This is a genomic window from Corynebacterium sp. MSK073 (assembly GCF_030232085.1).
GTDB lineage: Bacteria > Actinomycetota > Actinomycetes > Mycobacteriales > Mycobacteriaceae > Corynebacterium.
The window spans coordinates 67,367-80,076 of the sequence record NZ_JASPIY010000005.1; the positions used below are offsets into that span (position 1 = coordinate 67,367).

Below are 12,710 nucleotides of genomic sequence, written 5' to 3' on the forward strand. Positions count from 1 at the left end.
ACAATAGTTACATCGGTTGTGTCACAGGGTGCCCACACGCTTGGCGAGGGCAATTTCTACCAACTTTTAACGAGGCACTAAGCTAGATCCCCATGCACGAAGACAGACCAAGCACCGCCCCCGATTTCTTGCTCTCCCGGGCAACGGGGTCTGTCCGTACCCAAGGTGCGCGGAAAACCTTTACCAGTGCCGAAACCGCGGTTGACGCCTTGCACCGAGGCGAGGCCGAGATGGTCGTTGGCGCCATCCCCTTTGACTCCGATACCCCCGCCGCCCTGACTGTTCCAGAATCGATCATCCGCGAAGACGGCCCGCTAGAACCACATGCGTTCTACCGCAATCAAACCCTCAATTCCCGCGTCGTGGGCTTTGACCCTGAGCCCGAAGAACACCTGCGCCGCGTGGAGGCGGCCATCGGCACCATCGAAACCTCGAAGCTAGAAAAGGTGGTTCTCGCCCGCGCGGTCGATATCGAATTTGCCTCCCCCATCGATCCCAGGCTGGTGGCCGCGCGCCTTATCGATCTCTCCGTCAACCGCGATGGCTTCATTGCGGATCTCTCGCCCGCAGGCCGCCCAGGGGCCATGCTGGTCGGTTCCTCTCCGGAGGTGCTCATCAAACGGCAAGGCTCGACCGTGTCTGCATTCCCGCTCGCCGGCTCCACCCCGCGCCGGGCCAATAAGGCGGCAGACCACATTGCCAGCCAAGACCTCTTGCACTCCGCCAAGGATTTGCTGGAGCATTCCTTTGTAGTAGAACACCTGCGCACTGTATTAGAACCGCTGTGCAGCAGCCTCGATATCCCCGAGACCCCGCAGCTCATACACACCAATGAGATGTGGCACTTGGGCACGCCGGTCACCGGCACGTTGCGGGATAAAGACCTCACCGCCCTGGAACTGGCAGAAGTAGTCCACCCCACCCCCGCAATCTGCGGCACGCCGACGGAAGCGGCGCAGGCGCTTATCGAGACCGCTGAGACCGACCGCGGCTTCTATGCCGGCACCGTCGGCTGGTGCGATAGCTCCGGCGATGGCGAATACATGGTAGCCATCCGTTGCGCGGAAGTTGCCGGCGATGGCCTCTCCGCCCGCGCGTGGGCCGGCGGCGGCGTGGTCGGTGCTTCCAATGCCCAAGCCGAGCTGGAAGAAACAACCGCCAAGCTCCAAACAATCCTCCGCGCGCTCAGCCTTTAAACGGTGCGGCTTAGAGCCGTTTCGCCACGAGGACCACGTCGCTTGTGTGGTGGGATCCGGCACCGCTAGTAACATGGCGCGACGATCGCCGCAGGGTCTGCACCGTCAATTCGGTAAGATTATCCGCCAGCCATTCCGGCATGGCAATCTCTTCTGACTCCATATCATGGTGAACATAGAGCAAGGTTCCACCCGGGGCGACGAGTCTTTCTAACAGCGCCACTTCCCCTGCGGTGGCACGGACGCTGCCGTAGTGAACGGTAACCAGGTCAAAAGAATCGTGGCTAAATTCATCAAAGGTAGCAACCTCGGCGGCAACTCCACGTGCCCTAGTCCGCGCTACGGCAGTAGGAGCAAAATCGATGCCGAGCACCTGCCAGCCACGATCCTGTAGCCACTGCGCATCAGCGCCTTCCCCACAGCCGATATCGAGTGCGGTACCTGCCGGAAGGTCGCTGACATAGTCCACCAGCGTGGCATTCGGGCTCCCTGACCACACCTGCGCGGTGGCACGGTAGCGCTCCTCCATCTCCTGCGCGCTCGGCGCGGACCCGCGGTGGCCTTGATGTGAATGATCCGGCACGCCGTTCTCCTTCTACCAATACCTCACCAGCGGCAGCTGACGCGAGATGAAACTATTGCGCCCTAGAGATGGTATTGCGCAAAGTACCAACCCCTGGGATCTCAATTTCAATGGTATCGCCCGGCACCATCGGTGCGGTTCCTGCTGGCGAACCGGTAGTGATGACATCGCCAGGCAGCAAGGTATAGGCGGCAGAGATTTCTTCCAAGATGCCGCCCATCTTGACGATCATCTGATCCGTATTGGAATCCTGCTTCTGCTCACGGGAACCATCGTGGGTCAGGTAAGCATTGATCTTCTGATCATCAAGATCCAAGCTATCCAGGTCCGTTTCAATCCACGGGCCCAGCGGGCAGAAGGTATCAATACCCTTGGCGCGCGCCCACTGGCCGTCCTTGAACTGCAGGTCGCGGGAGGAAACGTCGTTGCAGATGGTATAGCCCAGCACGTGGTCTTTCCAGTTTTCAGCCTGGATATTCTTCGATGGCTTGGAAATAACCACGGCCAGCTCACCCTCAAATTCCACGTTGGTGGCATAATCGGGAATCTTGATGGCCTCATTCGGGCCGATAACCGCAGTCGATGGCTTCAAGAAGATGGTTGGTGGCAGCTTATCGGAGGACTTCTTGAATACCTCCGCGACGTGGTCGGCATAGTTGCGGCCGAGCGCCACTACCTTGGTGGGCAAGGTCGGCGCCAACAGTCGCACCTCGCCCAGCTTCCATTCCCGGCCGGTGGGCTCCGGCGGGGTAAATGGAGTGCCGGAGATTTCTTTAGCTACGAGCTCCTCCATCGGGGCATCTTGTGGCCCTTCAATGATGGCAAAGCAAATTCCTTCTGGGTGTGCAATTCGTCCTAAACGCATAACGGCCATCCTACTAAAAGGTAGCCTTTACATGTGTGCAAAGTTTGCGGTGTTAATTTGCAAAGATTATTCAGTTCCCTGACAACACCGCATTCATGCGAAGGACTTCTTACGCTTAAGCCTGCAGGCTCTCCGCGATGCGGTCCCCCACCTCAACGGTCTTGATTGGGGCATCGCCGCGCTTGGCGATGTCCTCCGCCACCGCCTTTTCAATCCTCTGCGCATTGCCTTCATCGCCCAGCTGCCGCAAGAGCATCGCTGCCGACAAGATGGCCGCGGTCGGATCCGCGATGCCTTGTCCGGCGATATCGGGCGCCGAACCGTGCACCGGTTCAAACATGGAGGGGTTTACACCCGAAGCATCGATATTGCCCGAAGCAGCCAGCCCAATCCCGCCGGTAATAGCGCCTGCTAAGTCCGTTAAGATATCGCCGAAGAGGTTATCGGTAACGATGACATCGTAGCGGGACGGCTCCGTCACCATGTAGATCGTCGCGGCATCGATGTGGTTATAGTCCACTTCCACCTGCGGATACTCTGCCGAGACTTCTTCTACCGTGCGGTGCCACAGATCGCCGGCGTTGACGAGGACATTCGTCTTGTGCACCAGGGTGAGGTGATTGCGGCGCTGCGATGCCCGCTCAAAGGCGTCCCGCACCACGCGCTCCACCCCGAAGCGGGTATTTTGCGAAACCTCGCTGGCTACCTCGTGCGGCGTTCCTTCCCGCAGCGTTCCGCCATTGCCGCAGTACAGACCCTCGGTGCCTTCTCGCACCACGACGAAGTCAATCTCGCCCGGGTTATCCAGGGGCGAGTGGGCCGTGGGATACAAGATGGAGGGGCGCAGGTTCACGTGCTGATCGAGCGCAAAGCGCATCTTCAATAACAGGCCACGCTCCAGGACGCCCGGGGGGACCTCGCCGGGTGCGCCGATGGCGCCCAGCAAAATGGCATCGTGTTCGCGCAGGCTAGCCAGGTCCGCGTCTGTTAAAAGCTCGCCATTGCGCAGGTAGCGCCGCGCGCCCAGGTCATAATCGGTGGTTTCAATATCGCTGCGCACCGCCCGCAGCACCTTCAGGGCTTCCGCCGTTACTTCTGGCCCAATGCCGTCGCCGCCAATAACCGCTAATTTCATTAGATAGGATTCCTTTCTCACATAGTGGATTAGGCTTTAGCTTACCAAAGGAAACCCGCCCATCGCAGCAGAAATCTACGCGATGGGCGGGCACGAGTACGCGGTTAGGCCACTCTCCTAACCTGCGCTGAGGTTATTCATCCATGTCGAATTGCTGGCACGTAGCGCCAAGGGCCGAGTTGATCTCCTCGATGAGAGAATCTGGTACCTCGGACTCCACGCGCAAGATGAGCACGGCATCCGTTTCCTGCTTGCCCTGCGTCAAGGCTGCAGCGATGATGTTGATGCCCGCCGCGCCCAGCTTGGTACCCACGGTACCAAGCGCACCTGGGGCATCGGCATAGCGGAAGAACAAGTTGCGGCCCTCGGCCCGCATATCCACGCCGCGGCCATTGATGCGCACAAACTTTTCGGTGCCATCGATGCCAATGAGAGCACCGGTGAGCGAAGAGGTCACGCCTTCCGCGCTAATGACCTTGACCTGCAAGGAAGAACGGTGCCCCCTGGATTCTGGGTTGGTGGATACCGAAACTTCGACCCCACGGCTCTCAGCAATCTGCATCGCGTTGACGAAGGTAACCGGCTCCGAGGTCACACCGCTAAACAGGCCGCGGACGGCGGAAAGGCCCAGCACATCCACATCCTCAGTGGACAGCTCGCCGCAGGCTTCGATCTCCACGGCGACGGGAGCCTGATCAAGCAGGCGCCCGGCGGTAAGGCCCAGCTTGCGGGCGAGGTCGAGCCAACCGGCAACCTCTTCGCCCACCGTGCCGCCGGAGACGTTGACCGCATCGGGAACAAACTCGCCGGCCAGAGCCTTGAGCACAGATGCGGCGACATCGGTACCCGCGCGATCCTGTGCCTCCACGGTGGACGCGCCCAGGTGCGGCGACACCGTGACCTGCGGCAGCTTAAACAACGGGGAATCCGTGCACGGCTCCGTGGAGTAGACGTCAAAGCCCGCACCGCGGTGGTGGCCGGAAGTAATAGAATCCGCCAAGGCCTGCTCATCTACGAGGCCGCCGCGGGCGGCGTTGATCAGAATCTGGCCTTCCTTTGCCTTGGCCAAAAGCTCCGCATCGAACATTCCGGCAGTCTCGGGCGTCTTGGGCAGGTGAATGGTGACAAAGTCTGCCTGCGCCATCAGCTCTTCAAGCTCGACCAATTCCCCGCCAAGCGCTGCCGCACGCGCCGGATTGGCATAAGGATCGTAGGCAATAATCTTCGTTTCAAAGGCGCTCAACCGCTGTGCAAAAAGCTGACCGATGTGGCCGAAGCCGACGATACCAATAGTCTTGCCGTAGACCTCCACGCCCTTGAAGGAAGAGCGCTTCCACTCGCCCTCGCGCAAGGACTGATCCGCCGCTGGAATCTGGCGGGCAGTGGCCAAAAGCAAGGCAATCGCCTGCTCGCACGCAGAGTGGATATTGGAGGTAGGAGCGTTGACCACCGTGACGCCTTTGTTGGTGGCGGTGTCAATATCCACGTTATCGAGTCCCACGCCCGCGCGACCCACAATCTTAAGCTTGGGCGCGGCTTCTAGAACTTCAGCGTCGACCGTGGTGGCAGAGCGCACGAGCAGCGCATCTGCTTCTGGAACCGCAGCAAGCAATTCCTCGCGGTTCGGGCCATCTACCCAGCGCACCTCGACAGAATCCCCCAAAGCCGTCACTGTGGATTGGGCCAATTTATCGGCGATAAGAACTACCGGCTTCGACATATCATCCTTCGTTTCAATTCGTTGTGCATTACGCGAAAATCACCGCGTGTGAAGGAAGTGTAGTTCAGTTTGGGGTGCCCTGCCTTATTTTTTCCTTAAATTCTTTCACTTGACCGAATTCCGGGCCCAAAGCAATCAGTGAACCCTCGTCCAGCCCCGCCACCATGGCCATACTCCGCTTATCTTCCAGCGGATCTGCCGTCGGCATCACCAATACCGAGCCACCATAGGCCGCGGCCGTAATGACATTGGCTACCGGGCTATCCGCCGTGGCCACAATATTGGGCGCCATCTGGCCATCGCGCCGCGACTGTGCCGGAACGGGCGATAACTTTTTACCATCGTCGTCGGGCTCACCCTCATAAGGAATCCAGGCAGGGCGCAACTCAACGTAAGGTGTTTTATCCAGCCGCGCGATGTCCTTGACCATTTGTTTCGGCGAGGCGACCACCTTGGACTCATATTGGAATGCCGTGAAATCTCCCAACGCTTCGTGCGTTCCCGGGTCCTTGATGACAGTGAAATCACCGCTGGATTGTGTCCATGGAATATCGCCAATGATGACGAGTCGTTTTACTTCCAAGTCACCTACCAGGTTGAGGATGTCACCGCGGCGCGAGCGATCGTATTCCACGGCCGGCAGGTGCTGGTTAATAGCCAACGTCGCCGCGCGCAGTTCGGATTTAGCATCGGGTGCAAAGAGCACCATCGAGTCAGAATCCTCGAAAAAAGTCCGCGCAGCGTCAATGCCGCTAGGATCATCGATGATTTCAAACTTGCCAGCGAATTTGGGATCGATAAGGCGGTTTTGATTCTCTGACTTGGCGCGCTCAAGCTCAACGTCGGACTCGGAGAGATCCGACAGCCCACGCTTTACCAGTTTGGGCTCCTGCAAGGCATCGCCGCAGCCGACAAGTACAAGGGAGGCTGCGATAACCGCTGCAGCCGCCCGGAACCTCTTAGCGGCCAAATGCATGTGGCCCCTCTTCACCGCCGGCCAGGTTTGCTTCATCGACATCTCGAATGACGGGAATGCCCAAGGTTTCTTCCACCAGGTTCACAAAACGATGGCGCCGATCCGCCAAGAATTCCTGAATCTTCGATTCCCTTAAGTTAGCGACATCGAGGTCGTGCGACGCCAAGACGGCATCAAATTCCTCGTCTTCCATGATGGACTTGGATTGCACGCGTGGCAGGTAGCGATTCGGTGCGAATCCATCGAGGACGACCTCTGTGCGTTTGCCCATCGGGGTAAAGTTCATAACCGACTGCGCCAAGACCGAATCCACCCCGTGGCGCTGGCACCAATTCAGTGGGAATACTGGGAAAAATCCAGGCTTGAGCTCTTCAAAGGTATGGCGAGTAAACTCGCTGCCCGTCCGCCAGTCCTTCGCGCCACGAGCCATGAGTAAGGCGTAGATTCCGTGCCAAACGCCATCGTTTTCATCGACCGAGAGCAGGCGGGATTCCCGGAATCCTGCATCTGCGACCGTTTTGGGAACGTCATCGGTGGCCCCGGCCACCCACTCGGTCACTTCATCCACGTCGCGGGCGGCGCGCAGCGGCACCGCGGAAGAGCCATAGAGCTCACCAAAGACGCCACACCAGAACCACTGGTCGATGCGATCCCATGCCTGCTGGCTAGAAAGCGCCCCAGGCCGCTTGGCCAAGCGCGCGATGATAACCGCCAGCGGCACGATCTGTTCCGTATAAGGAACCTGATCCAGGCTTAAAATACGGCGCTGCGCCAAGAATTCGGCGACCTCGTGGAAGGTGATGCGCAGGTCGTGCGCGGCCGCCTTGTACTCGCATAGGGACAGCTTCAAAATATCTTCGCGCTGGCCGCCGGCATTGCCCTTCTCCCCTGTGACCAAGAGGGATACTGCGGAGAGGAATTCATTGCGTCCGATGCCATCGAGCGCGGGAGAATCCCGCAGGTCCTTTTCCACCTGCTGCCAATCGTTGGCAAGGTGGAAGGTGGGATCTTCAGAAGCAAAGACGGCGGTTAAGAGATCGAAGACATCCATCTGCAGGCCGGCGGAATTCGCCTGGGCAAAGATGGAACCGATTCCGGCCCGCTCCGTTTCGCGGGATAGCCGGATCATCGGGATGTCATAGCCCGCCAAGGGACGCACGATGCGGTTATTGAACGCAGCGAGCTCGGCGCTGTACCGCTCGTGTGTGGCGGCGAGCTCGAAAAGCATGCTGGTGCCTTCCTCGCTGAGTAGCGAGGCCACAGGGATGCACATATTATCCAGGCCATCCTGGCGGCAGGTGATAGCCCCATCAATATCGGGGCCGAAGTGCGAACAGATCTCGCCGTTCTGGTCGACGGCGAAAATGGCGTCATCGGCAAGCAAGTCCCCGCTTACCGCGGCCCGGACGTCAATGAAAAAGCGGCGGCGAACCTTCTTTTTCCGGAAGTCGGTGGTCTTGACAAAACCCTCGCCGTTAAAGCAGTGATAAAGGGAGGTAAGGCGCTGTTGGCCGTCCAAAAGGAGCAGCCCAGGCTCGACGCCAGCCTCGGGCGCACCCGCCAACACTCGGGGGCGGAAACGCATCTTTTCATTGCGGATATCCAGGGCCATCAGTGCGCCGATGGGATAACCACGCAGGACCGTAACGATAAGTGAGCGGATGCGGTCTTCATCCCAGGCATAGCTGCGCTGGAAATCTGGAAGCTGGATATCGCCCCGGTCAATCCGCGAAAAAAGATCCTTGAGATCATAGCTTGGCGTCGTAAAACCCATAGGGCCAATACTACCCGCAACACCTCTGCGATACCTCACGGACTTAAGTGCTGGGATAGCACGTAGCCAAACCGCAAAAGCGGCCCGCCGGGAACCTCCCGCGGGCCGCACTGGCTTCAGCTATTGCCTAGGCAGTAGCGTCCAAAGGATTCTTTACCCAGCTCATGAGATCGCGCAGCTTGGTGCCGGTCTTTTCGATCTCGTGCTGTGCAAATTCCTCGCGCAGGTCTTCCAGTTCCTTGTTGCCGCCTTCAACGTTGGCGAGCAGCCGCTTGGTGAAGGTGCCGTCCTGGATATCGGACAGGACATCCTTCATGCGCTGCTTGGTATCAGCGTTGATGATGCGCGGGCCGGAGATGTAGCCACCGAACTCGGCGGTATCAGAAACCGAGTAGTTCATGTTGGCAATGCCGCCCTCGAACATCAGGTCCACGATGAGCTTCATCTCGTGCAGGACCTCGAAATAAGCCATCTCTGGCTCGTAGCCGGCCTCGGTGAGGACCTCAAAGCCATTGCGGATGAGGAACTCGACGCCACCACACAGGACGGCCTGCTCACCAAAGAGGTCGGTGACCGTCTCTGCCTCGAAGGTGGTGGGGATAACGCCGGCGCGGGCGCCACCGATCGCAGCGGCATAGGACAAGGTCAGGTCATGGCCCTCGTTCTTCGGGTCCTGCTCGGTGGCAATCAAGCAAGGAACGCCCTTGCCGTCAACGAACTGGCGGCGGACCAAGTGGCCCGGACCCTTTGGCGCAACCATACCGACGGTGACGGACGCAGCCGGCTCAATCAGCTTGAAGTGGATATTCAGTCCGTGACCGAATAGCAGTGCATTGCCGTCTTCCAGGTTCGGGGCAATGTGCTCTTCGAAGATCTCCTTCTGGGAGGTATCCGGCGCCAAGAGCATAACGACGTCGGCCCACTTGGATGCCTCCGCGACGGACTTGACTTCGAAGCCAGCCTCTTCCGCCTTGGCTGCGGACTTAGAGCCCTCGCGCAGACCGATAACAACCTCAACGCCGGAATCGCGCAGGTTCTGGGAGTGGGCGTGACCCTGGGAGCCGTAGCCGATAACAGCTACCTTGCGGCCCTGGATGATCGACAGGTCAGCATCGTCGTCGTAGTAGGTATCAATAGCCATTTCAAATCCTCAATTCTTTGGTAGGAGAAGCTGTAATGAAGCGTCCTAACGCAGAGTATATACCACTGCGCGAGACATTGTGTTCACATCGTGAGATTTTATTTACTTTTTGGGAGCTGTCGCCTTCGGGCCGCGCCCCAAGGCTACGTGGCCCGATTGCACGAGTTCACGAATCCCGAAGGGCTCGAGAACTTCAAGCAGCGCCGCGAGCTTGCCCGGCGTACCGGTAGCCTCCACGACAACCGATTCCTTTGCCACGTCCACCACGCGGGCGCGGAAGATATTTACCGCATCCACCACCTGCGCGCGGTTGGAATTATCGGCCGATACCTTCACCAGCATGATGGCGCGAGCAACGGTGGAATCTTCTTTAAGTTCCACGACCTTGATGACCGGAATGAGCTTATTGAGCTGCTTCGTTACCTGCTCAATGATCACCTCAGAGGCATCCACAACGATGGTCAGCCGGTTAATTCCGGGGGTTTCCGTGTGCGCGGAGACCAAGGACACCAGGCTGTAGCCACGGCGGCTAAACATTCCCACCACGCGGGCGATGATGCTTTCTACATCCTCAACTAATACCGATAAGGTATGCCGAGTTACCTCGTTTTGCGTCATGGTTTATGCCTCCTGGATGGTTTCGTCAATCTCAGCCGGGGTTTCCGCGGCGGATTCAGCTTCATCAAAAAGCGGGCGCAGGCCGCGGGCGTATTGGATTTCCTCATTGGAGGCACCTCCACCGATCATCGGCCACACCTGCGCATCTTGGCCGACGATGAAGTCAATGACAACTGGCTTATCGTTAATTTCCTGCGCGCGCTTAATGGCCGGAACGACTTCTTCTTCGCTCGTGACCCGGATGGCTTCACAACCGAGTGCCTCGGCCAAACGGACGAAGTCCGGGGTGAAGGCGTTTTCTTCGCGCAGCTTGGTGTGCGAATAGTGCTGGTCATAAAACAGCGTCTGCCATTGCCGGACCATTCCAAGGTTTCCGTTATTAATGACGGCAACCTTAAACGGGAAGCCTTCCACGGCGGCGGTGGTAAGTTCCTGGTTGGTCATTTGGAAGCAGCCATCACCATCGATGGCCCAGACTTCCTTATCTGGGCGCGCTGCCTTTGCACCCAAGGCAGCGGGAACGGCATAGCCCATGGTTCCAGCACCACCGGAGTTGATCCACGAACGCGGGTGTTCAAAGTCCAAGAACTGCGCGGACCACATCTGGTGCTGGCCCACGCCCGCACAGTAGATAGCTTCCGGCCCCACGGTCTCACTGAGCTTTTCCAAGACGAATTGCGGGTTCAGCAGGCCATCATCGGTGGGCTCATAACCGCGCGGGAAACGCTGCTGCATGCCGCGCAGGTAATCATGCCACTGTTTCACCTCGGCGGCCGGCTGTACATCCTTCTTGCGGTACTCCTTACTCAACGCGGTCAAGCACTTTTTGGCATCGCCGACGATGGGGACCGTAACTTCCCGGATCTTGCCAATCTCAGCTGGGTCAATATCGGCGTGGACGACCTTCGCATTGGGTGCGAATGTTGAGGTATCGCCGGTCACGCGATCATCGAAGCGGGCACCGATGGCAATGATGAGATCGGCGCGCTGCATCGCCGCGACGGCTGGGACCGTGCCGTGCATGCCCGGCATTCCCAGGTGCAGCGGGTGGGAGTCCGGAAAGGTCCCCAGCGCCATCAAGGTGGTAACCACAGGGATATTCGTGAGTTCCGCAAACTCCAGCAACTCTTGGGAGGCATTAGCTTTAACGACTCCGCCGCCGACGTAGAGCACGGGCTTTTCCGCTTGCGACATCAATTCCACGGCCTGGGCCACCTGCCGGTGGTGTGGCTTGGTGACTGGCTTGTATCCCTGCAGGTCAAGCGTTTCCGGGAAGCGATAATCTACAAAGCCGTTTTGCACGTCCTTCGGGATATCCACGAGCACCGGACCGGGGCGGCCGGTGGAAGCCAAGTGGAAGGCAGCCGAAATTGCAGAAGGGATCTCGGCGGGATCCGTCACGATGTAGTTGTGCTTGGTAATGGGCATGGTGACACCGCGGATATCGGCCTCTTGGAAGGCATCGGTGCCCAAAAGGTTGCTGCCCACCTGGCCGGTGATGGCGACGATGGGAACGGAGTCCAGGTTGGCATCGGCAAGCGCGGTAACCAGGTTGGTCGCACCAGGACCGGAGGTAGCGATGCACACGCCCACCTTTCCGGAAGCCTGCGCATAGCCCTCGGCGGCGTGGCCGGCGCCTTGTTCATGGCGGGTTAGCACATGGCGAAGCTTCGTTGAACCATGCAGTGCATCGTAGAGCGGAAGCACGGCACCGCCGGGAATACCGAATACGAGATCGGTGCCCAGATCTTCCAGCGTGCGGACAATAGCATGAGCCCCACTCATTCGCTCCGCAGACGCAGCAGAAGTTGCAGCGGCCGCGGAAGCAGGCGTGGGCGAGGATGTCGTTACCACGGTGTATGTGCTCCTTGGTTTGGTCTGTCATGGAAACTGATCATCGAAAACGCCCTAGTTACAACTAAAGCCCCCGCGGGCCGGTGGTCTGCGGGGGCGAAAGCGTCGACGTTCAGGAAACGTCGCGGTCACCGCCGCGCTCGTACCACCTGAAGTCGAATAATGATCATATTTCCAACTATATACCGATAGAATTATATCTGGAAGCGATTACCCCCTTTTGGGAAAACTTTCCCATATGTTGAAACGCGGTGGAAAAATGGTTCGCTTCCCCACCACATGGTCAATTAGGCTGGCTGACTATGACCCCACCAGCACAGGACAAACAACCTCGTCAGTCCACCACCCAGGCAGAGGTCTTCACCCCTTCCCGCGACCACATCTTGGGCATTTTAATTCTGTCCACGATCGCCTTATTAAGCATTGGCTGGGCGCCCAAATACCTGGGGTGGCTGCTGATTATCCCCGTTATCGGCCTCTGGTGGGTCCTCAAGGCCCGCACACGGGTCTCTGAGAAAGGCATTTCCATTTCGTATGCGTTCCGGAAGAACGTTTCTATCGCATGGGATGATTTCGCCGGGATTGGCTTCCAGCGCGCCCGGGCCTTCGCGCAGACTAAAAATGGTGCGAAACACAACCTGCCTGGCGTAACCTTCAACTCACTGCCCCGCCTGGCGCAGGCATCCCGCGGGCGCATTCCCGATGCCCTCACTCAAGGCCGCGAGGCAGCCGATGACAAGGTCGTCATCGTGCACCGCGACGGTCAGCAGATCCTCCTAAGCAAAGAGGAATATGCTGCATACCTAGAAAAACACCCCGAGCTTAAAGATTCGGCAGAAAACTAAATC

Annotated in this window: 11 protein-coding genes; 2 read left to right on the top strand and 9 right to left on the bottom strand. The window is 58.6% G+C overall.

Features of this window, described 5'->3' with window-relative positions; translation table 11 throughout:
* The first annotated feature begins 92 nt into the window (after positions 1-92).
* On the top strand, positions 93-1,196 hold the full coding sequence (locus tag QP970_RS04680) for an isochorismate synthase (RefSeq protein ID WP_239267674.1): 1,104 nt from the start codon (positions 93-95) through the stop codon (positions 1,194-1,196).
* 10 nt (positions 1,197-1,206) lie between these two features.
* Here the strand turns inward: QP970_RS04680 and QP970_RS04685 are convergent, their stop codons facing one another.
* From QP970_RS04685 to QP970_RS04725, 9 genes are all read right to left on the bottom strand, one after another.
* Positions 1,207-1,725 carry a class I SAM-dependent methyltransferase gene (locus QP970_RS04685; protein ID WP_255716810.1) on the bottom strand — a complete coding sequence of 173 codons (519 nt, stop codon included), beginning with the start codon at positions 1,723-1,725 and terminating at the stop codon, positions 1,207-1,209.
* A gap of 106 nt (positions 1,726-1,831) precedes the next feature.
* On the bottom strand, positions 1,832-2,644 hold the full coding sequence (locus QP970_RS04690) for a fumarylacetoacetate hydrolase family protein (RefSeq protein ID WP_239267678.1): 813 nt from the start codon (positions 2,642-2,644) through the stop codon (positions 1,832-1,834).
* Between the two features lie 115 nt (positions 2,645-2,759).
* Positions 2,760-3,779 carry a 3-isopropylmalate dehydrogenase gene (locus tag QP970_RS04695; protein WP_239267680.1) on the bottom strand — a complete coding sequence of 340 codons (1,020 nt, stop codon included), beginning with the start codon at positions 3,777-3,779 and terminating at the stop codon, positions 2,760-2,762.
* Between the two features lie 133 nt (positions 3,780-3,912).
* Positions 3,913-5,499 carry a phosphoglycerate dehydrogenase gene (gene serA, locus QP970_RS04700; RefSeq protein ID WP_284869737.1) on the bottom strand — a complete coding sequence of 529 codons (1,587 nt, stop codon included), beginning with the start codon at positions 5,497-5,499 and terminating at the stop codon, positions 3,913-3,915.
* 64 nt (positions 5,500-5,563) lie between these two features.
* Complete coding sequence (locus QP970_RS04705; protein WP_023026406.1) at positions 5,564-6,475, bottom strand: hypothetical protein; 912 nt, start codon at positions 6,473-6,475, stop codon at positions 5,564-5,566.
* Positions 6,459-8,249: a GmrSD restriction endonuclease domain-containing protein gene (locus QP970_RS04710; RefSeq protein WP_239267682.1), complete on the bottom strand. Its 1,791-nt coding sequence runs from the start codon at positions 8,247-8,249 to the stop codon at positions 6,459-6,461. The genes QP970_RS04705 and QP970_RS04710 overlap by 17 nt, the downstream gene beginning before the upstream one ends.
* A 127-nt stretch (positions 8,250-8,376) precedes the next feature.
* Complete coding sequence (gene ilvC / locus QP970_RS04715; RefSeq protein ID WP_005280254.1) at positions 8,377-9,390, bottom strand: ketol-acid reductoisomerase; 1,014 nt, start codon at positions 9,388-9,390, stop codon at positions 8,377-8,379.
* Between the two features lie 102 nt (positions 9,391-9,492).
* Complete coding sequence (gene ilvN, locus QP970_RS04720; RefSeq protein ID WP_023026400.1) at positions 9,493-10,008, bottom strand: acetolactate synthase small subunit; 516 nt, start codon at positions 10,006-10,008, stop codon at positions 9,493-9,495.
* Between the two features lie 3 nt (positions 10,009-10,011).
* On the bottom strand, positions 10,012-11,862 hold the full coding sequence (locus QP970_RS04725; RefSeq protein WP_239267684.1) for an acetolactate synthase large subunit: 1,851 nt from the start codon (positions 11,860-11,862) through the stop codon (positions 10,012-10,014).
* A gap of 302 nt (positions 11,863-12,164) precedes the next feature.
* Here QP970_RS04725 and QP970_RS04730 point away from each other — a divergent pair, with 302 nt between their 5' ends.
* Entirely contained in the window at positions 12,165-12,707 is a 543-nt protein-coding gene (locus tag QP970_RS04730; RefSeq protein WP_023026397.1) for a PH domain-containing protein, read from the top strand.
* The last annotated feature ends 3 nt before the right edge of the window (positions 12,708-12,710 follow it).